The 21,196-nt window shown below is 41.3% G+C and carries 21 protein-coding genes and 2 tRNA genes; 1 reads left to right on the top strand and 22 read right to left on the bottom strand.

Translation table 11 applies throughout. The features are described 5' to 3' along the window. Nucleotides 1-41: 41 nt before the first annotated feature. From HMPREF1150_RS03110 to HMPREF1150_RS03130, 5 genes are all read right to left on the bottom strand, one after another. Entirely contained in the window at nt 42-1,706 is a 1,665-nt protein-coding gene (locus HMPREF1150_RS03110) for a DAK2 domain-containing protein (protein ID WP_009660068.1), read from the bottom strand. Between the two features lie 2 nt (nt 1,707-1,708). Continuing rightward, complete coding sequence (locus HMPREF1150_RS03115; protein WP_002893676.1) at nt 1,709-2,074, bottom strand: Asp23/Gls24 family envelope stress response protein; 366 nt, start codon at nt 2,072-2,074, stop codon at nt 1,709-1,711. A 142-nt stretch (nt 2,075-2,216) separates the two neighbouring features. Then, nucleotides 2,217-2,405 carry a 50S ribosomal protein L28 gene (gene rpmB, locus HMPREF1150_RS03120; protein ID WP_001140948.1) on the bottom strand — a complete coding sequence of 63 codons (189 nt, stop codon included), beginning with the start codon at nt 2,403-2,405 and terminating at the stop codon, nt 2,217-2,219. 126 nt (nt 2,406-2,531) lie between these two features. Then, complete coding sequence (locus HMPREF1150_RS03125; RefSeq protein ID WP_002893677.1) at nt 2,532-3,194, bottom strand: hypothetical protein; 663 nt, start codon at nt 3,192-3,194, stop codon at nt 2,532-2,534. Between the two features lie 5 nt (nt 3,195-3,199). Continuing rightward, the gene (locus tag HMPREF1150_RS03130; RefSeq protein WP_009660036.1) at nt 3,200-3,646 is read right to left on the bottom strand and encodes a LytTR family DNA-binding domain-containing protein; all 447 of its coding nucleotides are present in this window, start codon (nt 3,644-3,646) and stop codon (nt 3,200-3,202) included. Between the two features lie 272 nt (nt 3,647-3,918). On the opposite strand from HMPREF1150_RS03130, the gene HMPREF1150_RS03135 reads away from it, so the two are divergent. Next, nucleotides 3,919-4,182, top strand: a complete 264-nt coding sequence (locus HMPREF1150_RS03135; RefSeq protein WP_002902394.1) for a SemiSWEET family transporter — start codon at nt 3,919-3,921, stop codon at nt 4,180-4,182. A gap of 52 nt (nt 4,183-4,234) precedes the next feature. Here HMPREF1150_RS03135 and HMPREF1150_RS03140 read toward each other — a convergent pair. From HMPREF1150_RS03140 to HMPREF1150_RS03220, 17 genes are all read right to left on the bottom strand, one after another. Beyond that, nucleotides 4,235-4,307: transfer RNA gene (locus HMPREF1150_RS03140), tRNA-Thr, on the bottom strand. A gap of 51 nt (nt 4,308-4,358) precedes the next feature. Next, on the bottom strand, nt 4,359-4,817 hold the full coding sequence (locus tag HMPREF1150_RS03145) for a GNAT family N-acetyltransferase (RefSeq protein ID WP_002902392.1): 459 nt from the start codon (nt 4,815-4,817) through the stop codon (nt 4,359-4,361). 50 nt (nt 4,818-4,867) lie between these two features. Continuing rightward, nucleotides 4,868-5,653, bottom strand: coding sequence for an ABC transporter permease (locus HMPREF1150_RS03150; RefSeq protein WP_002905302.1), 786 nt, complete (start codon nt 5,651-5,653; stop codon nt 4,868-4,870). A gap of 1 nt (nt 5,654) precedes the next feature. Next, on the bottom strand, nt 5,655-6,473 hold the full coding sequence (locus HMPREF1150_RS03155) for an ABC-2 family transporter protein (protein WP_009660115.1): 819 nt from the start codon (nt 6,471-6,473) through the stop codon (nt 5,655-5,657). A 1-nt stretch (nt 6,474) separates the two neighbouring features. After that, nucleotides 6,475-7,467, bottom strand: a complete 993-nt coding sequence (locus tag HMPREF1150_RS03160; protein WP_009660027.1) for an ATP-binding cassette domain-containing protein — start codon at nt 7,465-7,467, stop codon at nt 6,475-6,477. A 218-nt stretch (nt 7,468-7,685) separates the two neighbouring features. Next, nucleotides 7,686-8,603 carry a metal ABC transporter solute-binding protein, Zn/Mn family gene (locus HMPREF1150_RS03165; RefSeq protein ID WP_002911747.1) on the bottom strand — a complete coding sequence of 306 codons (918 nt, stop codon included), beginning with the start codon at nt 8,601-8,603 and terminating at the stop codon, nt 7,686-7,688. A gap of 20 nt (nt 8,604-8,623) precedes the next feature. After that, nucleotides 8,624-11,044: a pneumococcal-type histidine triad protein gene (locus tag HMPREF1150_RS03170; RefSeq protein ID WP_002911746.1), complete on the bottom strand. Its 2,421-nt coding sequence runs from the start codon at nt 11,042-11,044 to the stop codon at nt 8,624-8,626. A 319-nt stretch (nt 11,045-11,363) separates the two neighbouring features. After that, nucleotides 11,364-12,245 carry a class II fructose-bisphosphate aldolase gene (locus HMPREF1150_RS03175; protein WP_002905307.1) on the bottom strand — a complete coding sequence of 294 codons (882 nt, stop codon included), beginning with the start codon at nt 12,243-12,245 and terminating at the stop codon, nt 11,364-11,366. 177 nt (nt 12,246-12,422) lie between these two features. Beyond that, nucleotides 12,423-12,508 (bottom strand) — tRNA-Leu (locus tag HMPREF1150_RS03180). 144 nt (nt 12,509-12,652) lie between these two features. Further along, nucleotides 12,653-13,063 carry a GyrI-like domain-containing protein gene (locus HMPREF1150_RS03185; RefSeq protein WP_002911744.1) on the bottom strand — a complete coding sequence of 137 codons (411 nt, stop codon included), beginning with the start codon at nt 13,061-13,063 and terminating at the stop codon, nt 12,653-12,655. A gap of 70 nt (nt 13,064-13,133) precedes the next feature. Next, a complete protein-coding gene (locus HMPREF1150_RS03190) occupies nt 13,134-14,747 on the bottom strand; it encodes a CTP synthase (RefSeq protein ID WP_002911743.1) in 1,614 nt (537 codons plus the stop codon). A 324-nt stretch (nt 14,748-15,071) separates the two neighbouring features. Next, the gene (locus HMPREF1150_RS03195; protein ID WP_002911740.1) at nt 15,072-16,778 is read right to left on the bottom strand and encodes an FtsX-like permease family protein; all 1,707 of its coding nucleotides are present in this window, start codon (nt 16,776-16,778) and stop codon (nt 15,072-15,074) included. 1 nt (nt 16,779) lies between these two features. After that, nucleotides 16,780-17,481 carry an ABC transporter ATP-binding protein gene (locus tag HMPREF1150_RS03200; protein WP_002911738.1) on the bottom strand — a complete coding sequence of 234 codons (702 nt, stop codon included), beginning with the start codon at nt 17,479-17,481 and terminating at the stop codon, nt 16,780-16,782. Between the two features lie 198 nt (nt 17,482-17,679). Next, nucleotides 17,680-18,363 carry a B3/4 domain-containing protein gene (locus HMPREF1150_RS03205; RefSeq protein ID WP_009660116.1) on the bottom strand — a complete coding sequence of 228 codons (684 nt, stop codon included), beginning with the start codon at nt 18,361-18,363 and terminating at the stop codon, nt 17,680-17,682. A gap of 120 nt (nt 18,364-18,483) precedes the next feature. Further along, nucleotides 18,484-19,074: a DNA-directed RNA polymerase subunit delta gene (rpoE, locus tag HMPREF1150_RS03210; protein ID WP_002898937.1), complete on the bottom strand. Its 591-nt coding sequence runs from the start codon at nt 19,072-19,074 to the stop codon at nt 18,484-18,486. Between the two features lie 186 nt (nt 19,075-19,260). Beyond that, nucleotides 19,261-20,544, bottom strand: coding sequence for a trigger factor (tig, locus tag HMPREF1150_RS03215; RefSeq protein WP_009660077.1), 1,284 nt, complete (start codon nt 20,542-20,544; stop codon nt 19,261-19,263). A gap of 79 nt (nt 20,545-20,623) precedes the next feature. Then, nucleotides 20,624-21,187 carry a TIGR01440 family protein gene (locus tag HMPREF1150_RS03220; RefSeq protein WP_009660086.1) on the bottom strand — a complete coding sequence of 188 codons (564 nt, stop codon included), beginning with the start codon at nt 21,185-21,187 and terminating at the stop codon, nt 20,624-20,626. Between the last annotated feature and the right edge of the window lie 9 nt (nt 21,188-21,196).

Genomic DNA, 21,196 nt, shown 5'->3' with positions numbered 1-21,196 from the left:
TACAAAATGACAAAAGGCAACCTTTCGATTGCCTTTTTATACTATTCAACACTAAAAATATATGGATAAACCGGCTGACTGCCCTGATGAATTTCTACTTCGACATCCTCGAATTGTTCCATCAAATCTTGAGCAAGACTGCTAGCCAATTCTTCGCTGCCGTCTTCACCGATATAGATAGAGACAATCTCGCTGTCTTCATTGAGCATCTTGCTGAACGTTTCTTTCAAAGTTGCCAGCATATCTGGATTAGAAACAACAATCTTACCATCCACCATACCGAGGTTGTCATTTTCATGAATTTCCAAGCCATCAATCGTCGTATCACGAACCGCAGTCGTCACGCTGCCGCTGACTACTTCTGCCAAGGCTGCAGTCATACGCTCTTGGTTTTCCTCAATAGTCTTGCCGCCATCAAAAGCCAGGAGACTGGTCAAGCCTTGAGGAATCGTACGAGTCTCAATAACAGCTGCAGGCTGTTCAATCACTTCGGCTGCTGATTGGGCTGCCATGAAGATGTTTTTATTGTTTGGCAAGATAATAATATTGCGAGCATTGACTTGCTCCACAGCTTTGATAAAGTCTTCCGTTGATGGGTTCATAGTTTGCCCGCCAGAGATGATGTAGTCAACTCCCTGAGCCTTAAAGATTTCAGCCAGACCATCACCAGCCACTACAGCGATAATCGCAAACTCTTTTTCTTGAGCCGGCTTAGCTGAGCGCTCTTCCTTTTCAACCTGCGCTTCGTGCTGGTTGCGCATATTGTCAACCTTGACCTTGACCAAACTACCATACTTGAGACCTTCCTGCATAACCAGTCCTGGATCTTCAGTATGGACATGGACTTTGACGATTTCGTCATCGTTGACTACCAACAGGGAATCTCCCAAATCGTTGAGGTAGTTGCGGAACTCATCATAATCAAAATCTTTTACATAGGTTGGTCCTGTTTTAAGAGCCACCATGATTTCTGTACAGTAGCCGAAAGTGATGTCTTCTGTCGCCACATGGCCAGCTACAGACTTATGATGCTCAGCATTGATCATCTCAGACATGGTCGCAGGTGTCGCCACAAAGTCCTCAGAAGCGATGTATTCGCCTGTAAGAGCAGACAAGAAGCCTTCGTAGATAAAGACCAGCCCTTGACCGCCAGAGTCCACAACACCGACTTCTTTCAGAACCGGCAGCATATCAGGTGTCTTAGCCAGAGCAGCCTTTGCTCCTTCAAGAGCTGCTTTCATAACTTCTACAGCGTCATTAGTGACTTCAGCTTTTTTCTTGGCACCGATAGCCGCACCGCGGGAAACAGTCAAAATCGTTCCCTCAACCGGCTTCATAACTGCCTTGTAAGCCACTTCTACACCAGACTGAAAGGCCTGAGCTAGATCTTCACCAGTCAGCTCTTCATGCTCTTTCACACTTTGAGAAAAACCGCGGAAAAGCTGGGAAGTGATAACTCCTGAGTTACCACGCGCGCCCATCAAAAGGCCTTTCGCAAAGATACCTGCTGCTTCGCCAACTGTTGAAGCAGACTTGTCTGCCACTTCCTTGGCGCCATTTTCAATAGTCATGCCCATATTGGTCCCTGTATCGCCATCTGGAACCGGGAAGACATTCAAAGAGTTTACATATTCAGCCTGTTTATTTAAGCGAGTAGATGCTGCCTGCACCATTTCTTGGAATAAACTAGTAGTAATATTTGCCACGATTATTCTCCTACGACTTTAATATTTTGGATATAAACATTCACTGCATGGGCAGTAATTCCGAGCTTGTTTTCCAAACTGAATTTAACACGCTCTTGGATGTTTTTGGAAACTTCGCTGATTTTGACTCCATAGCTTAACACAGTGTAGACATCAACTGCGATATCACCTTCATCAGTCGCTTTCACAACCACGCCCTTAGCATAGTTTTCTTTTCCTAAAAGGGCTTGAAAATTATCCTTGATTGCATTTTTGCTGGCCATGCCAACTACACCAAAAATTTCAGTCGCTGCACCGCCGACGATTGTCGCAATCACATCATCAGTCAGCTCAATTTGACCATCTTTTGTATTAATTTTCACAGTCATAATTTGTACCTCAAAAGTATTTTATAGTTTATTCTACCATATTTTATACAGGGTGTAAAAGAGGAAGGGTCTAAATCAACTGTCTAGGCGGAAATTTCAAAGCAAAAAAAGGACGGAAAATTCCATCCTTTTTAAATAAAGATTAAACGCGTTCAACTTTACCTGATTTAAGGGCACGAGCTGAAGCCCAAACTTTTTTAGGTTTACCGTCAATCAAAACAGTAACTTTTTGAAGATTTGGTTTAACAGCGCGTTTTGTTTGGTTCATCGCGTGAGAGCGGTTGTTTCCTGATACAGTCTTACGACCAGTAAAGTAACATACTTTAGCCATTATCGTATTTCCTCCTATTAGATCTAATATTACGGATGTGCTAGCACCACATACTTTCCTATATTACCAAAAAACTTGACGTTTGACAAGTACATTTGTCCAAACTTTCGAAATTAATCCGTTTTCTTAAACATAGCTAATCTTCAAAGAACCGAAAGCTACGTTGCCTTTGACATAGAGAGTTTTTCTCTTTTCATTGACATTACGAGGATTGTAGACAGAGCCAAAGGCATTATCTACATCCAGCTCTACACGCCAGTCACTGGGCACATAAAGCATCACACTGCCAAAAGACAGATCCACTTCAAAAGTTGCTGAGTCTCCTTCGATAGTCGCATTATCAAAATAAACCGATGCACTGCCAAAAGCACAGTCTAACTTTTCATAGGTGAAGTTATCTGAGTTGATATAGCGCGTGCCACTGCCAAAAGCAATATCATCTTTTGAGGAAGAAGAGGCAGCCGAGAAGATACGCCCCTTAAAAATTCGCTGGGGCTTGAAAATCATATTGAGACCAATACAAGCCAGAATACCACCCAAAACCAAAGTTCCTGTTGAAATAGCTAAAAAGTGGTAAACGGCATTGGCAATAATCAGCGCAATAACTGCCATGATCAGCCCAGTGCCAAAGTCTCTTTCCAAGAAATTTTCCAAGGCAAAATAGGCGAACATTGCAACAACTAGCATGGGCCAAATATTAAAATTGAAGGCAGGAATTCCAAAATTCCCCTGCAACAGGACCCAAGCTGCCAAGACTAGAAAGCCGATTCCAAAAATTGTTTTTTTCATGATAATTACCTCACTTCACTTAACTTTTCTTTTACTAACTGATAATAATGCCTAGACACATGCACCTGTTTATGGGTATTGTAAAACTGGACGGTACTTGTTCCTGAAAAGGACTTGTCCAAAGCATAGATAGCCTTGATATTGGCAATAGTGGACTTTGAAATCCGACAGAAATATGCCGGAAGTCTCTCTTCTAATTCGTATAGCTTCAATTTGACTTCATAAGCATCATCCCTGCTATGAGCATAAATTTTGGTAGCATCCGTTTCAAAAAATAAAATATTCTTCAAATCGACAAAATATTCACTTGTATCCTTATAGAAAGCTATCGGTTGACGGTTGGCTTGTTCAAGAGCTGCTTGAATCCGAGCCACCTCTTCACCATATTGAGCCGTTCGGATAACGACTTCAGTTTCTGCCATATCTGTATCAAGCTCAATCCTAATCTTCATAGCCACTCCTTTCCTTGCTTCTGACTTCATTATAACAATTTTCAAAAAAGAAACAAGGCATTTTCAGTAAGTGGTTATTTTTGATAACTAAGTGGTAGCTTACCCTTCTCAAAAAATGTTAAGCAAATTTGATTTCTCATCCTAGACTCTCCAATAGATTCGTTTAGTATAAAAGCACGACTTACACATATTGAATATCTGTCTTATTTTATGATCAAACAAATTTGAAAACTTTTTTCCTTCTGATATAATAGTACCTCAGGAGGTACTATATGTCTAAACAAAAAATTAATCGCTTTGTCGGATCTATTGGAGCTTTTATTGGGATTCTTGTCTTTATTGCATATATTCCACAAATTATCGCTAACTTGCAAGGAGAAAAAGCTCAACCATTCCAACCACTATTCGCAGCAGTTTCTTGTTTAATTTGGGTAATCTATGGTTGGACCAAAGAACCTAAAAAAGACTGGATCCTTATCATTCCCAATGCGGCAGGAGTGATATTAGGCGGTCTAACTTTTCTTACTTCTTTATAAGAATTAGATAAACAAAACCAGCAACCCATGAAAAAGTTGCTGGTTTTCTTTCTGCCGATTGCAGGGATCGAACCTGTGACCTACGCGTTACGAGTGCGTTGCTCTACCAACTGAGCTAAATCGGCGTCTTTTCCCCTTTATTTTAGCATCTTGAGTTTTTTTGTCAAGTTAGAATTTCACAATTTCTTAACCCAAATCAAACAAGGGTTGCTTTTATCCCAAAGTTCAGGAAAAATTTCTAACTTTTTAAAGCCCTGAGCCTGATAAAAAGCGTTAGTTCTGTCATAGGTAGGATAATAACCTGGTGCTACCGTTTTTACTTGCAGATAGGATGCTTTTTGACGAGCAGATTTTTCTAAAACTTCTAGAAGTTGACTACCAATTCCCGCTCTATGATAGAATTTCTTAACAGCTAAGCAGTCAATCTCTGCACAATCTTCACTAGAATAAGATAAGCTTACAAAGCCAGCCAATTTACTCTCCTGATAAGCAACCCAAACTTGTAAATCCCTAGCTCCTTCAATGTAAGCTTGTGTACTTTCAGGTATTCCAAACCATTCTGGTAGATCCTTTAAAACTTCACTGACTGCTATCATCTTTTGTTTTTCTTCCTTCACTTCTTCAATCGCTACCATCTTTAAATCCTTTCATGTTTTAAGCTTTAGGACTAAACATATTTTCCATCTTACGAACCCGCACTTTCGTAGGCATCCAATCCCCTATCCCAGAGTTTGAGCGAAATGAAAAAGAAAACAAGGGAAATCAGAATCAAACCACCAATGTTAAAGAGCCCATTTTTGTCCTGCAAGAAATAGCTAGCAGGATAGTAGGCTGTAAAAGCAAAAGGAACGATAAAACTAATCAACCAACGAAGGAGCGAATTGTAAATGGAAATCGGGTACTTGGCAAAATCATTAAACATATAGAAAATGTAAATCATAGCACCTGACTGCTTGGTCCAAAAAGCGATACTGGCTGTCGCGATTTTCAAAGAAGTATAAATCAGGGTCGCAAAAGGAATGCAGACTAGGAAAAGCAAGAACTTGGGAATAGTCCAAGTAATGCTAGAGAACGTTGTCGCTAGTAAAATTCCACCGACCAAGAGCTCACCCAAGGCATCAATCTGAAAAGTCTCGACTAGGATGTGAAAGAGAGGATTGATAGGACGAGTCAGATACTTGTCAAACTCTCCCTTTCTCACCAATCGTTGCCCCAGTGCCCAGAGATTGTCAAAAAAGAGATGGTCCAGTCCCTTGGGAATCAAGGAAAAACCATAGATAAAGGCAATCTCTTGAAAGGTCCAGCCTTCTAGCGAGGGGATGTGTTGAAAGATGACATTGAGAAACAAGAGGTTCAAGCCTTGGGTCAGGAAGACACCTAAAACACCAACCACAAAATCAACCTTATATTCCATGATTTGCTTGATGTATTGTCTGATAAAAATCAGATGCATGCGCTGATATTTTTTCATACTAACCTCCTTGAATGGTGATAAACGACTGGACTCTTTTCCAAATCAACTGAGACAAGCCTACCATCACTAAAAGCCAAAACAACTGCAAGGAAAGAGCCTGAAGAATCTGACTGGTATCGTATTTCCCAACAATGATCATGACTGGAGTATAAATCAAGGATGAAAAAGGCAAAAAGGACAGAACATTTGAAACAATCTTAGGAAAGAAAGCCAAGGGAATCAAACTTCCCGACATAAAGGAAATCAGAGAATTCTTGAGCAGATTAGAGCCCCATAGATTTTTAAACACAAAGGCTGAAAATCCAAAGCAGATATTAAAGAAAAAGTTGATCAGATAGGCTAGCGTTAAGCTAAAGAGATAAATGACAGTTAATCCCAGCACTTCTAAAATGCCTTGTCCAGATAAGATTTTCATCAAAACAATCACACTTAAGAAAGGAAGTCCGACGCTGACAAAAATCAACCACTTGGAACCAAGCTCGGTGAAGAGATAGGAGGCCGCAAAATGCACCGGTCTCAGCAAGCGCATGATAATCGATCCGTCCTTGACCTCCTCTCCAATCATAAAAGAACTATCAGACCTAGTCAAAAGATTAGTCACAAAACTCATGATGATGTAGAGGGTGATATCTGCCATACTGAAGCCTTGAATCAAAGACTCCTGCGACGAATCAAAGACTGCCTTCCAAAGATAAAAAGCAACAAAAGCCCCCATGACATCACCAATCCGATAAAGAAGAAAGTTGACTCGATAGGTGATTAATTCCTGAATCCCTGCATTGATAAAGGGTTTATAACGTCTCCACAATTTGACCATCTTAGAGCTCCTTTCGGTAGAAGCGACGGATAATATCCTCAATATCCGTATCCACCATCTTCAAATCACGGATTTCAAAATCAGACAGGGTTTGCTTGATAATATCAGCCGACTGGTAGCGGGAACTATCGAATTCAATATTGAGACTGTTTCCTTGTCTATCAATGGTCATATCCGAAAAATCTTCATAGTGAGAAACGAGGTGACTTTGACCTGGTAGTAGTTCAAAGGAGAGAGTCTTCATCTTGCCAAAGGTTTCCTTGAGCTGGTTAACCGTTCCATCAAAAATCTCCTGCCCCTTGTCAATCATAAAAATCCGATCACAGAGTTGCTCAATGTCGCTCAGGTCATGAGTGGTCAAGAGAATGGTTGTTTCTTCCTCCTGATTAATCTGGGTGATAGCCCGACGAATATTGTCCTTGACCGAAACGTCCAACCCAATGGTTGGTTCATCTAAAAAGAGAACCTTGGGATTATGAAGTAAGGAAGCCGCAATGTCCGCCCGCATCCGTTGACCAAGTGAAAGAGTCCGCACGGGATCTTTGATAAATTCCTTCAAATCCAAGACTTCATTCAAAAAGTCCATGCGCTTATGGAAAAGCGAGTCTGGCACATCATAAATTTCCTTCAAGACTGTATAGGTCTCTTGCAGTGCCAAATCCCACCATAGCTGGGTTCGTTGTCCGAAGACCACTCCAATATCCTTGACATAGTCTTGACGATTATCCTGCGGAATTTTGCCGTTGATTCGACAAAAACCAGATGTCGGTTTCAGAATTCCTGTCAGCATTTTGATGGTTGTCGACTTCCCAGCACCGTTGGCCCCGATAAAGCCTAAAATCTGCCCTTTTGGAACCTCAAAGGTTAAATCCTTGACCGCTTCAAAGGTCTGCTTTTCAGGATGAATAAAGGAGCGCAAAGCTCCTTTCAAACCTGGTTCCTTAACTGTTTTTACAAAATTTTTCTGAAGATGCTCTACTTCTATCATTGCCATACGTTTCTCAACATCCCATCATTAATTCATGTTACAAACCATTTCCCTACCTAACTCAGGAAAATAGAATCTTATCTCCTCACTATACTACCACTTTTACTTCCAAACGAACATAGGAAATTCAAAAATAATTATTATATTTTATCACAAACCAAAAAACCTACCCTTATGGGCAGGTTTCTGTTTTGTAGTCTTCAGCTAGATTAAGCATTAACTTCTCATTTCAATTCTTTAGCCAAGATACTCATGTTTTCTTCTAGATTCTCTAGGTAGTTTTTATCATTTTTGGGATCGGCTTCTAAAGGATTGAGAGTTTTCAGTCTGACTCCCGTTGACTTGACGAGCGTTTCTGCCACTTTCGACGATGCATTGCTTTCGGTAAAAATCGTTTTAACTTTATAGGTTTTCACAAATTCTTGAATTTCAGTAAGCTGCCTTGCATTTGGCTCTTGTTCAGGAGAAACCCCTGCAATACCTAGCTGCTGCAAACCAAACCGCTTTGCTAAATACGAGAACGCAGTATGTTGAGTGACGAAAGTCTTTTGCTTAGCCTTATCAAAGATTGGCTGGTATTTTTGGGTCAATTCTTGAGCTTTAGTAATGAAATTCTTAGCATTTTTTTGATATATTTCCTTGTGTTCTTTATCGAGTTCAGACAGCTTATCTGCAATAATCTGTGCTTCTTCACCAGCTTTTTCAGGATCTAGCCATGTATGAGGATCATAAAGAGTTTTTTCATCGATTCCTTCGCCAGCTTCCACGTCTTCCAAACCCGGTACACGTTCCAGGGGCATTCCTTCGGAAGCTTCAAGTACTTTCACCTTAGATTTTTGCAAATTTGGATCCAAGCTCCCCGCCCACGACTCTAAGGTATGTGAATGATAGACAAAAACATCCGCATCATAGATAGCAGCTACATCATTAGCCGATGGTTCAAATGAATGGATCCCTGTACTAGATTGAATCATGCGAACATCATTCAAATCACCAGATACTTCCTTGACCATGGCATAAACCGGATAAAAACTGGTCACAATCTTCAAACCTTTAGCTTGCGGATCTTCCTTTTGAGTACACGCCCCCAGCATCAGAGCTAGTATACTCAGCATTAGTAATACTGCAGTTCTTTTTTTCATACAATACTCCTTCACCTCAGCTAATCAGTTACTTCTGTAATTGACACAGAAGCTGAAGAAGCAGATTGCAGCAAGGCTAGCAATTTTTCTACTTCTGCCATGATGTTATTATTATCCATAGTCCCTAAATTAAGATTATTTCGCAATCCTGTTAAGGTCTCAGTTGCATTGGATTTCAAACTTGGATCCTTCGTCTTTTCAAGTAAGTCTTCCGCCTCTTGCAACTTAGCTTCTACTTTAGCAGTTTCAACTTGAGGTACTTCTGGCTCAGTTGGTGTTTCCTCTTCAACTTCTTCTTGAGGTTTCTCTGGGCTAACAGCATCCTCCTTGTCATCTTTTTTACCTAAAACATGATCACTTGCATTCCCCCATCCATCGCTAGACTGTGGTCGTTCATCTGGATGTTCAACATAATACTTGATAGTTGCAAATAAATCCTCTAATGTATAGCCATTAGGAGCTCGGTAAGTCTTATCATCGAACCAAGCAAATTTGATGTTGTGGTAGTGATCCTTATGAGGGATAATCAGATTACCATTTTTTACTGCTACAGTATGCTCAACATTGTAAGGCAGACGAACGAGTGGTATCCGTTTCTCTCCTTGAACACGTTCGTAGATAGCAGCCGCACTTTCTCCACTTGGATTGGCTTTGGAATCATCTGTTGGTGCAGGTGGAAGCAGACCTTTTTCTTTAGTATACGCCTGAGCAGCTGCTTTTTCTTTAGCCGAAAGACTATCTTTTCCTATCCAGTGACTGTGTCCCATATGAGGGGTTACATAAGCATCTCCTTCGTCGCTGATAATATCCCGGGCATCAAAGATATATCCATCAGATGTCGTATATTTGTCAGCCAGCTGGGCTACCCGAACTTCGGTTTCAGTATACTCAATCTGTGAATTTGCTTTGCCTAGACGTTCTGGATGATTGATAGGCGCAAGAAATGCTAATAAGTCATCAATTAATTGCACCTTATCACTTGTTTCATCATTCAAACGCTTCACTAAATCATCCAAGGCTTGAAAATCTGACAAACGTCCCTTATTTTCTAGCAATTGCTGATGGGCCTGAGTCAGAAGACCATATACTTTATCGTAAAATTCTTGATTTTTCGGTTCAACTGATTCTTTCTTAGCTTGCAGGACATGAGATATGCTTTTCTGCTTCGCCAATTTATTTTCAATCGCTGTAATAATCTCTTTAGGCAAGTCTTTAGCTAAAAGATAGCGGGACACTCCTTTATCCTCTAGCACATAACCGTCAGCTATTTTCCTAACGACCTGCTGGATTAAATCCTTATCCAATGAATCCGCATGTTCCAAATTTAACTTTGGAGGAAGAATCGGTTTTAAAGCTGGTTGAGATGGAGTTGGTATAGGTCTATAAGGTGTCAATCCTAACATAGGTTTATTAGGCTGACTTATAAGAGGAATTGTCCGAGCAAGCTTTTCTTCCAATGCTGACATTTGTGTATAAGGAATAAAGTGATAATGATTACCATGCGGCACTGCTACTCCATTTTGGGTTCGACTAGTAATTTGTGCTGGATCAAAGATCAAGCCATCTGATTCAACATGACGCTGACTAAGTGGAAGATTATAAAGTTGCTGAAGGAGACTCTTAACATCTTCTCCTTGACTCGGTTGATAGTTGTTTGAAATTTGAGTAAAAGTAGGTTGTGTCTGTATCCAGCCACCGTTTCCATTATTATACGAAGGGCTGACTACAGTACTAGCTACTTTTCCTCTACCTGATAGGTAAGCTTGAGCTGCAGCTAGCTCACTAGGCGACAAATCACTTTTTGGGATATAGTGAAAATGATCACCATGAGGTACAATATACGCTTCTCCCGTATCCTCAATAATGTCTGAAGCATTAAAAACATAGCCATCATCTGTTGTGTAACGGCCTTGAGCTCTAGCTGTTGCTACTTCATTGCTTATTTTCGTAACATTATGACCATGTTCCTGTTTTTGACGATTAATCTCTTCCTTACTGCGAATATTATCCGCACGAGCTATATCTTTCAGATAAACATAATATTGTCCATTAACCTTGATAACATATCCACCCTTGACTTCATTGACAATATCCTCAGTCCTAAGTTGATAGTTGGGATCTTTCATCAAAAGATCTTCGCTGAAAATAGCATCATATGGAACTTTCCCATTATAATAATGATAGTGATCGCCATGAGAAGTGACATAACCCTGATCAGTAATTTTGATAACAATCTGCTCCGCGTTAATCCCCTCTTTTTTGCTTACTTCGTCAGGCGTTAACTCCTCAGACTTTTCAACACCTTGCTTACCATCAATATAGCTAACTCGATTGGATTTTTTAATCGAACTGTTTGCCTGATAATAACCTAACTGATGAGCAAAAAGACCCACAGTAGCAATGACAACAATTCCTGTTAAGTATTTCTTATTTTTTTCCATTGAATATCACTTTCTTTTTTGATTACATAGAATTCGCTAAAACCTATCACAATTTACAATTAACTCATAATATACCCCCAAAGAAATCATCTAAATATTTTTTCTATAAAATATAGAAGAAACCCAATTTTTAACAACTTACTAAACTAATTAACTAGTTAATTAACTGGTTAATATTTTACTCCTCATCATCTAGTCTGTCAAGATTTTTTTATTAGATTGTAAGAAAAATATTATTTGTTCTTTATTTGTCCAATTGTCATAATACAAAAAAAGCTTATCCTTTCGGATAAACTTTTTTAAAAATATATCAAGCTTCCTATGCTTTACCTTCTGAACCGAATACGTCGATACGTTCTTCAACTGATGCTTGGATAGCTTTTACACCGTCAGCCAAGAATTTACGTGGGTCGAAGAGTTTCTTCTTGTCGTATTCTGCTTCGTTTGCTTCGTAGTCGCGAGCGAATGCACGAGTTGCGTTAGCGAATGCGATTTGGCATTCAGTGTTAACGTTAACTTTCGCAACACCAAGTTTAATAGCTGCTTGGATTTGGTCATCAGGAATACCTGAACCACCGTGCAATACGATTGGGAAACCTGGAAGAGCTTCTGTCAATTTCTTCAAGTGGTCAAGGTCAAGACCTTCCCAGTTTGCTGGGTATGGGCCGTGGATGTTACCGATACCTGCTGCCAAGAAGTCGATTCCAGTTTCAACCATTGCTTTAGCGTCTTCGATTGGAGCCAATTCACCTTTACCGATGATACCGTCTTCTTCACCACCGATAGTACCAACTTCAGCTTCTACTGAGATACCTTTAGCGTGTGCTTTTTCAACAACATCTTTAGCCAATTTAAGGTTTTCTTCTACTGGAAGGTGTGAACCATCAAACATGATAGAAGTGTAACCAACTTCGATACACTCAAGTGCATCTTCGTAGTGACCATGGTCCAAGTGAATCGCAACTGGTACAGTGATGCCCATTGATTCTACAAGGTTAGCGATCAAGTTACGAGCAACTTTGTAGCCACCCATGTATTTAGCAGCACCCATTGAAGTTTGGATAAGCACTGGTGCTTTCTTAGCTTCTGCCGCACGCAGGATAGCTTGAGTCCACTCAAGGTTGTTTGTGTTGAATCCACCAACTGCGTAACCATTGTCACGAGCTGCTTGGACAAATTTTTCTGCTGAAACGATTGCCATTCTTATCAGGCCTCCTCTTATTTTTTGTGGTTAAACCACTTACATTGTTTATTTTATCACTTTTTCACTAAAATTGCTAGTTTTTCCTGAAATTTTAAAGAATTACAGGGAGACACTCAACCTTTTTAAGCGTATCTATTGCAAAAAGAAAAAGCTGACCGAAGTCAGCTTACTTGATGCGGAGAGAGGGACTTGAACCCTCACGACCTAAAGCGGTCACAGGATCCTTAGTCCTGCGCGTCTGCCAATTCCGCCATCCCCGCGATTGAGTACCTTACTAGTATAACAGGACAGCTAAGGCTTGTCAAGAATATTTTTTAGTTTATTTGAAAAAATCAACTTTCTACTCAATCAGCAAGACTGGGAAATTTAAACGAAAATGAAGCTAAGGCAGGAACACAGAAAACTCAGTGCTGCTGAGTCGCAACAAAGACAGCAACCGTTTGGTCGGGATCGTATTTTTCGAAGTCAAAAGTGTAGCTCCGATGAAGCTCATCTGTTTCTTCTGCCTGCCAAATCCTCTGCCAAGCATGAAGAACCGCTTGAGGATCCTCCTTATCTGCTTCAAACACTTGATAGTTCTGCTCGGATGTGTCAAAATCATAGACTTCCCCATCTGTCAAACGGCAAATAGAGAGACTGTAGTCTCCTTTGTAATCACTGGCATAGTCATGATAGACAGCATAGACCGGTTCCCCTTCAGAAAAAGCTTCTTTCACAGCTCCCTCTTGTTCCTGCCAGAGAGCTTGGATTTTTTCTATACAATGCTCATCTTGAAAATTATTAGTACGAATACTAGCTAAAATATTCAAAAACATCTTCTTCCCTCCTTTTGTTTTTCATTATAACATTTCTCTAGAAAAATCGCTTATCCTAGAAAAAGCAAGTCTATCTCTCCTGGCTCTTTTCTACCGCTGCTGTGATAAATGCCGTATAAAGACCTTCAGGTCGGTTCGGTCGGCTGGAAAGCTCTGGGTGATACTGACAAGCAACGAAGAATTTGTTTTCTGGGATTTCCACTATTTCGACCAAGCGATTGTCTGGTGAAACTCCCGAAAATACAAATCCGGCCGCCTCAAACTGCTCGCGGAAAGCATTGTTAAACTCATAGCGATGACGGTGACGCCGCTGCACGACTTCTTGATGGTCATAAGCTGCTGCTGCCTTAGAGCCACGCTTAAGCTTAGAAGGATAGAGCCCCAGTCTCAGCGTCCCACCCAAGTCTTCGACATCAATCTGATCACGCATGAGATCAATAATCGGAAATGCTGTGTCTGGATTGAGCTCCGCTGAGTTAGCATCTGCCAATCCCAGGACGTGACGGGCGAATTCGACACAGGTTAGCTGCATGCCCAAGCAAATCCCCAACATAGGCACATCCTGCTCACGCGCATAGCGGATTGCCTGAATCTTACCCTCAGTTCCTCTCTGACCAAAACCACCCGGAACGATAATCCCATCCGCACTTCCAAGAAGCTCTGCTGCGTTTTGGGCAGTTACCTGATTCGCATCAATCCAGTCAATCTTAACCTCCGCATCATTGGCATAGCCGGCATGCTTCAGCGCTTCGACAACTGAAATATAGGCATCTGGCAACTCAACATACTTACCGACCAGAGCAATATGAACCTGCTTTTCCAGACTCATCACTTTCTCAACCATAGCTGACCACTCTGTCATATCCGCTACCGGTACATCCAGTTTCAGATGGTCGCAGACGATTTGGTCCATCTTTTGGGCCTGCAAATTAAGAGGAATTTGGTAAAGATGCTCTACATCCAGCGACTCAATGACCGCATCAGGCGCTACATCACAGAATTGAGCCAGTTTGTTTTTGATGTTTTGTCCAACTGTTTGCTCAGTCCGAATGACCAACATATTTGGCTGAATCCCCAGACCTCGCAGCTCTTTGACAGAATGTTGAGTCGGTTTGGTCTTCATTTCACCGGCTGCCTTGAGATAGGGCAGGAGAGTTGTATGGATATACATGACATTGTCTGCTCCGACGTCAGCCTTCATCTGGCGCAAAGCTTCTAAGAAAGGAAGAGACTCGATATCCCCCACTGTACCACCGACCTCTGTGATAATCACATCCGAGTCCGTCGTCCGTGCTGCCCGCTTGATCTTGTCCTTGAGAGCATCCGTAATATGCGGAATGACTTGGACCGTCGCCCCCAGATACTCGCCTTTACGCTCCTTGCGTAGGACTTCGCTATAGATCTTACCAGTGGTGACATTGGAGTATTTATTGAGATTAATGTCAATAAAACGCTCATAGTGCCCCAGATCCAGATCCGTCTCAGCTCCATCATCTGTCACAAACACCTCCCCATGCTGATAAGGGCTCATGGTGCCAGGATCAATGTTGATATAGGGGTCAAATTTCTGAATCGTAACCTTGAGGCCTCGGTTCTTCAAAAGCCGACCCAAGCTAGCTGCCACAATCCCTTTCCCGATAGAAGAAACTACACCGCCAGTGACAAAAATATATTTAGTTGACATACGTGCTCCTTTTCATAAAACAATTCATTTCAGCAACCACGTCGTTGCTGGAAACTTATCTAGAGGAGGATTTCCCATATTCTGTCTGAAAAAGAAAAATAGCTCCCTGAAAACAGGAAGCTCTGACCTCTAAAAGAGGTGCCCGAACAGTATGATATCGCAAACCTAAAAAATTGTCAAATGTTTTCATTCGGTTTTCATTCATTCTCACCAATACTAATAACATGTATTTCAAATTCTACATCAGGCATGGACTCTGCTAAATCGTGTCGGATTCCTTTCAAGATGTCCGACTTCTTATCTTAAAAATCTTCATGCCGTTTCTCACCATTCTGATAAGAATTCTTCCTGCCGATTATCCTCCCTGATTTTTTTAACCTTTCGAATAAATAAAAATCTAATGATAAAACATAAGGCATTCAAGATAACAAACATATAAACGAAAGTAATCCAGTTGATCTGGAATGGCATATAGTCCCCTGTCTGAAGAGAAGTCATAATCTGGATATTCCTTGCAGCATAGACGGCCACAGGCAGAGTGAGCAAGAAAAGTAGATTGCTAATCACAATGTAGGGGTTAAGCAGGATACGATAAACCTCTCTCTCCTCATATCCTAGTAAATCAAACATCAATAGAGTCTTCATATTACCATTCAAGCCAATAAACACCGCTAGGTAAATCAATAAACAGCCTGTTATAACACCGATACTTTGGTTGATAATAGCGCTTGCTTTGTTGGAAGTTTGACTTCTTTGAATCGCTGATAATTTTTCCTCTAGGGAGCGAGTTTTTCCCTGACCTTTTTCTTGAGCGTTATTGGTCAATCTGCCATTAAAACGATCGTCAGCTTCATTTACCATAGCGGATGCTTGGCCTCTTGGAATATATATCGTCTTTAAATCAGCATTCTCCGCAAATCCAGCTATCTTTATCTGATGCCGCTTTCCCTTTACTCTTAACTCTAGAGTATCCCCAACTTTAAGACCGTAATTCTCCCGCAATTCAGGGTTTACAAAGACACCTTGTGTGGGATCTAGAATTTCTCCCTTACTGTCAATCAGCTGAAATAAGTCATTTTGACTGGTAAATGAAAGCGCCTGATAGGCTATAGTTTCGCCTTTTATCATTAAATCAACATCGTATCTCAGATAGGTTACAGAATCTGAAGCTGACTCAGCCTCCTCCTTTCGGTAGTTATCATAGCTGATATCATAAGAATAGTGCCGGCCGACCTTCTGAGATTCAAGGATTTTAGAGGAGCTAAAAGTAAGAGACAAGCTTAAGACAAACATGATGCTAAATGTAACGATAGCAATCAACAAGAGACCTAAGGTGCTAAAATGATTTAGAGTTAGCTTAAATTTGAATTTATGCTTCATCGGCAGCTTTTGAATCAACTTCTCTATCAAACCGGGACGGATGCTTTTCCCGTCTGTCTGTTTCATCATTAAAGCCAGATCTGTTTTTCTCACCGTCAGTCCTGCCAAATAAGTAAGAGCTCCTAGGAAAAGACTTAGGAAGAGGGTTCCCGTCATAACCGACTGCAGAGAAAGTCCTTTACTCAATCCTTGTACGAGATAGGTCTGGCTATTAGCAGAAAGGAGGATGTCAGACCCCCAGAAGCCCAAGACTAAGCCAAGCAAGGAACTGAGCAAGGATAAACCGCTGATTAATAGCGCATAGCTTGCTAGCACACTGGAGAAAGAAAAGCCAAGGGACATCAGCTGGGCTAGCTGCACTCGATTTCTTTGGAGCGTCCCTCTGATGAATAAGGATAAAATGAGGGAGAAAATGGCTACCATGGCGACAGTAATGTTTCGAATCAAGACCTGATTGCTTTTCAATGCTGTAAGATAATCTGACTCATTGCCTGATAATTGCTCTCCACCTAAACGAAGTAAATTGGCATCAATCGCGAAATGAACGAAGAAGTACATAAAGGAAATGAATATTAAAATCAGAGATAGAATGGACACCATTGTCCTCTTAGCAAAAAAGTCTCTGGATAGATATTTAAATAGCAACCCCATATTAAATCTCCCAACTCATTTGATTCGGTGACAGCTTCTCCATATTCATGTCGTCCCTAACAATACGGCCATCTTCTAAGATCAGTATTCGGTCAGCTGTTCTGGCAATTTCTCGATTATGTGTCGTAAAAAGGATACTGGTCCCGTAGGTTTGCTTGATAGCATGCAATAAAACAATAATGTTCTTACTATTTTCGCTGTCCAGAGCACCCGTCGCCTCGTCACAGAATAAGACAGCCGGTTTCTTGATCACAGCTCTGGCAATGCAGACCCTCTGTTGCTCACCGCCCGACAGCTGATGAGGATATTTGTTCAAAAGTTTCTCAATTCCCAGTAGCGAAGCCAATTCTTCTAGGTCCGCTGTCTCTGCGGCATACTTGCTGCCCAGCTGAATATTCTCCTCCACTGTTAGATTAGGAATTAACATATAGTGCTGAAAGACCAAACCAATGTCTTCTCTCCTAAACTTAGCCACTGCCGATTTGCTCAGCTGACCTATCTCCTTTCCTTTGTATAAGACCTGTCCAGAACTTGGTTTCAGTAAAGACGATAAGATATTAAGCATAGTTGACTTTCCTGAGCCGCTGTGACCCAAGATTGCTACAAACTGCTGATGATCAATTTTTAGGTCCGTATTCTGCAGGACATACCTGTCCTCATATTTTTTACTGATTGATTTAGCTTCTAATAGCGCTTCTGTCATGGCACACTCCTTTTCTTTGTTTATTATACCATTTTTTATTGAGTAATGTCTCCTATTTTCAGAAAAGCAAACTATAATCAATTCCCACCTTTCTCATTTTTTCAACTATGACTCTGACAAAAGAAATCAAAAGCATGCAAAAAAGCTCCCTAAAAACAGGAAGCTGATAGTCTATAAAAATCGGAAAGCCTCTTCCATTTAATTTTCCTCAATACTAATAACATGTGTTTCGAATTCTACATCAGGCATGCACTCTGCTAAATCGTGTCGGATTCGCTCCAAGGCTTCCAGACGCATTTCGACAGAGGTATTGGCATTCCCCTGAATGATGAAAATAGCATCCTTGGTCTCCTCATCAAACTTATAATACTCGCTGTCACGAACATCCAGCCAAGCCAAAATGCCTTTGGCATCCCGATAGACATAGTCCGTCTTGGCAACATGCTTCTCCTTGGACAAAATAGGCAGAAAAACATCTTCCTTTTGGCTTACGGTGAATTCTATCTGATCTTCAATCTTATCAAAATCATGCCCTCCAATAGCCAGTAGGGAATGCAGGGCTTCGACATTATAAATATCAATAATGCTATTAATATGAGGGAGCGAGCCTCGGTGCTGGATATTGCGAATCAGCGCGGGAACCGTCGGAGGATTTTTCTTGACACTGCGACCTACGCGCTGCAGTATTTCTATATAACCTTGAACCACTGGCGACTCAAGCACCTCATCCAAGTCGCATGCCAGAGCCCAGTCTTCCATTTCCTTTTTCTTTTTTAGAAATGAGGAAGACAGTTTTGCATGAGGATTGACATTCTTGGCAATCCCGATAACGACACTCTTAATGCCTAAATCACTCAGACTCTTATCAATGACAAATTTCATAGCAGCATACCTCCATCTTTTCTTTGTTAAATTTTATTAGTATTCTACACCTTCCGAACTTATATTTCAAGGAATATTAAAAGAAACAAAGGATTTCGTCCCTTGCTTCTTTTGGTTGATTTATTCTTCCTCTTCGGTCTCCGTGTCTTCGTCAGAGTAGTCGTCATCTTCTTCGTTGAGTTCGACTTCTTCACCTAGATCATCTGGAGCGATTTCGTTGATTTCAGCATCGTAAGCTTCCACTTCATTCTTCTCATCGTCTGGATTTTCCTCATCGTATGAGAGAGCTGGATCTGCTTCGTAGCCGTCCTCATCTTCTGGATCGTCATCGCTGTAGTCAATGGCATCCTCGTCGCCATCCATAAAGGCATTGACGCGTTTCTTCTTGCGTTTCTTAGGTGCGTCGTCCTCATCAGTCTCTTCCAAAGCAATGATTTCTTCATCCACTTCGTCGATAGCATACCATGAACGCAGGCCCCATTTATTATCCCCCAGCGGAATAAAGCTGCCGTCTACATTGAGTTCTGTGTAGAACAATGGCAGAGCATCACGAATCTCACTGTTTGATTTTTCCAGATAGTTTTGAATTTCATTGACCAGATCATTAAAATACATCTCATGATCGCGGCCGCGGGCTTCCAAAATGGCACGCGCCACTTCAATCATAGAAAGCTCACTTTTTTCCTGTCCAGCAAATACTTCTAATTCCAAAGTTGATCTCCTTTAAGATTAAGTAAAGGCTTGTCGCCCTCTTGCAATTTTTCGCTACTTTCTATTGTACGATAAATTTCTATTTTCGTCAAAAGAAAATCCAGGAAAAATCACGGAACAAGTACAAAAAAGAAACTAGTGCATTTATACACTAGTTTCAAATAATCTCATTTTGAATGATGAAGCTTATTTCACTTTCGCAGTGCTAGTAATCACTTCAACAGCTTTCTTGATAGCGATGTCGTGTTTCAGCATATCTTCTGACAGCAATTGACGAACACGTTCTACTTCCATGTTGTAGTCTGTAGCCAATGAAGTTACTTCTGCTTCGATTTCTTCTGCGCTAGCTTCAAAACCTTCAGCTTTAGCAACAGCTTCTACGACAAGGTTTGTCTTAGTGCGTGACTCAGCATCTGCTTCGTATTGCTTGTGCAGGTCTTCCTGAGTAGTGCCAGTGATTTGGAAGTACATGTCAGGTGAGATTCCTTGGCGCTGCATATTGCCCAAGAATTCATTAACAGCGCGGTGCACTTCTTCGTGGACCATTTCTGCTGGCAAGTCAACGATTTCAGCGTTTGCTACTGCTTGATCAATAGCTGCTGCTTCTACCGCATCGTTATAGGCTGTTTCCTTAGCTTCTGACAATTCTTTGCGGTACTTTTCTTTCAGCTCGTCAAGAGTTTCCACTTCTTCGTCGATATCTTTTGCAAGTTCATCGTCCAATGCTGGAACTTCTTTTTCTTTAACTTCGTGAATAGTTGTCACAAACTTAGCTTCCTTGCCTGCCAAGTCTTCTGCTTGATAGTCTTCTGGGAAGGTTACGACAACATCCACTGTTTCACCTGCACTGTGGCCAACCAACTGCTCTTCAAATCCTGGGATGAATTGACCACTGCCAAGTCCAAGTGAGAAGTTGTCACCCTTGCCGCCGTCAAATTCAACGCCGTCAACAGATCCAACAAAGTCAATCACAACTGTATCACCGTCAGCTGCTGGACCTTCTTTGAGAACCAACTCAGCCAAGTTGTTGCGCTCACGCTCAATACGCTCATCTACTTCAGCATCAGTCACTTCTTTAGTAGCTTCAACAGTTACTTCCAAGTCTTTGTAAGCACCCAGCTTAACTTCTGGCTTAGTGACTACTTCAGCTTTGATGACCCAATCTTGACCTTTTTCCATAGACTCAACATCAAACTGAGGCTGAGCAACTACTTCGATACCTGCTTCTTTAACAGCCGCTTCGTATGCTTCTGGAAGAAGAGCGTTCAAAGCATCTTGGTAGAGGGCTTCTTCACCAAAACGTTGGTTGAAGATAGCACGTGGAAGGCGACCTTTACGGAAACCTGGTACAGCAATATCTTTTTTTACTGAGTTAAATACACGGTCCAAGGCAGGCTTGATTTTCTCTTGACTGATGCTAAAAGTCAAAAGACCGCGATTTGTTTCTTTGTTTTCAAATGATACAGACATTCTGTCATTTCTCCTTAAAATTTATTGAATACAACCCATTATAGCATAATTAGAGTTTTTTTCAAAATTATTTTTCCTTTTATCCTTTCCTGATTTTATCCTCTGTATAGGCCGCTCTGGCGCCGCCAATTAGCTTGGGACGGCTGGCTAAAGCTGTGACATGGGCAGATCCCAATTCCTTGAGAATCGGTCGGATAGGAATCTGCACGTGCTTGACATGCATACCGATAGCAGTATCGCCAATATCCAGCCCCGCCTGAGCAACGATAAACTCCACCTCAACAGGATCCTTCATGTATTGGAAAGCCGCTAGCTGACCGCTGCCTCCAGCATGAAGAGTAGGCAGAACATTGACTATCTCCAAATCCTTCTTGTTCGCCAAGGCTCTTTCGACTACGAGGGCCCGATTGAGATGCTCACATCCCTGAACTGCTAGAAAGATACCTTTCTCTTCTAAGATATCCAGTATGGTTTTGACAATGACCTGTCCGACTTCCAGACTGGAATTCTGACCGATATGGCCTCCGACAACCTCACTAGAAGATAGGCCCAGAACAAAAATATCTCCCTTGACCAAGGCAGCCTTGTCCAAAACATCTAGAACAATCTGACGAGTTTCCGCTCCAATCTTAGCTAAGTCCATGTCCCACCT

The organism is Streptococcus sp. AS14 (assembly GCF_000286495.1).
GTDB lineage: Bacteria > Bacillota > Bacilli > Lactobacillales > Streptococcaceae > Streptococcus > Streptococcus sanguinis_P.
This window is presented reverse-complemented; position numbering and strand designations above follow the sequence as displayed.

What these genes read in the sequence shown, in the direction of transcription:
- HMPREF1150_RS03115 (WP_002893676.1), bottom strand. Translation starts at nt 2,074, where the DNA reads ATGACTGTGAAAATTAATACAAAAGATGGTCAAATTGAGCTGACTGAT.
- rpmB (WP_001140948.1), bottom strand. Translation starts at nt 2,405, where the DNA reads ATGGCTAAAGTATGTTACTTTACTGGTCGTAAGACTGTATCAGGAAAC.
- HMPREF1150_RS03125 (WP_002893677.1), bottom strand. Translation starts at nt 3,194, where the DNA reads ATGAAAAAAACAATTTTTGGAATCGGCTTTCTAGTCTTGGCAGCTTGG.
- HMPREF1150_RS03130 (WP_009660036.1), bottom strand. Translation starts at nt 3,646, where the DNA reads ATGAAGATTAGGATTGAGCTTGATACAGATATGGCAGAAACTGAAGTC.
- HMPREF1150_RS03135 (WP_002902394.1), top strand. Translation starts at nt 3,919, where the DNA reads ATGTCTAAACAAAAAATTAATCGCTTTGTCGGATCTATTGGAGCTTTT.
- HMPREF1150_RS03145 (WP_002902392.1), bottom strand. Translation starts at nt 4,817, where the DNA reads ATGGTAGCGATTGAAGAAGTGAAGGAAGAAAAACAAAAGATGATAGCA.
- HMPREF1150_RS03150 (WP_002905302.1), bottom strand. Translation starts at nt 5,653, where the DNA reads ATGAAAAAATATCAGCGCATGCATCTGATTTTTATCAGACAATACATC.
- HMPREF1150_RS03155 (WP_009660115.1), bottom strand. Translation starts at nt 6,473, where the DNA reads ATGGTCAAATTGTGGAGACGTTATAAACCCTTTATCAATGCAGGGATT.
- HMPREF1150_RS03160 (WP_009660027.1), bottom strand. Translation starts at nt 7,467, where the DNA reads ATGGCAATGATAGAAGTAGAGCATCTTCAGAAAAATTTTGTAAAAACA.
- HMPREF1150_RS03165 (WP_002911747.1), bottom strand. Translation starts at nt 8,603, where the DNA reads ATGAAAAAAAGAACTGCAGTATTACTAATGCTGAGTATACTAGCTCTG.
- HMPREF1150_RS03170 (WP_002911746.1), bottom strand. Translation starts at nt 11,044, where the DNA reads ATGGAAAAAAATAAGAAATACTTAACAGGAATTGTTGTCATTGCTACT.
- HMPREF1150_RS03175 (WP_002905307.1), bottom strand. Translation starts at nt 12,245, where the DNA reads ATGGCAATCGTTTCAGCAGAAAAATTTGTCCAAGCAGCTCGTGACAAT.
- HMPREF1150_RS03185 (WP_002911744.1), bottom strand. Translation starts at nt 13,063, where the DNA reads ATGTTTTTGAATATTTTAGCTAGTATTCGTACTAATAATTTTCAAGAT.
- HMPREF1150_RS03190 (WP_002911743.1), bottom strand. Translation starts at nt 14,747, where the DNA reads ATGTCAACTAAATATATTTTTGTCACTGGCGGTGTAGTTTCTTCTATC.
- HMPREF1150_RS03195 (WP_002911740.1), bottom strand. Translation starts at nt 16,778, where the DNA reads ATGGGGTTGCTATTTAAATATCTATCCAGAGACTTTTTTGCTAAGAGG.
- HMPREF1150_RS03200 (WP_002911738.1), bottom strand. Translation starts at nt 17,481, where the DNA reads ATGACAGAAGCGCTATTAGAAGCTAAATCAATCAGTAAAAAATATGAG.
- HMPREF1150_RS03205 (WP_009660116.1), bottom strand. Translation starts at nt 18,363, where the DNA reads ATGAAATTTGTCATTGATAAGAGTCTGAGTGATTTAGGCATTAAGAGT.
- tig (WP_009660077.1), bottom strand. Translation starts at nt 20,544, where the DNA reads ATGTCTGTATCATTTGAAAACAAAGAAACAAATCGCGGTCTTTTGACT.
- HMPREF1150_RS03220 (WP_009660086.1), bottom strand. Translation starts at nt 21,187, where the DNA reads ATGGACTTAGCTAAGATTGGAGCGGAAACTCGTCAGATTGTTCTAGAT.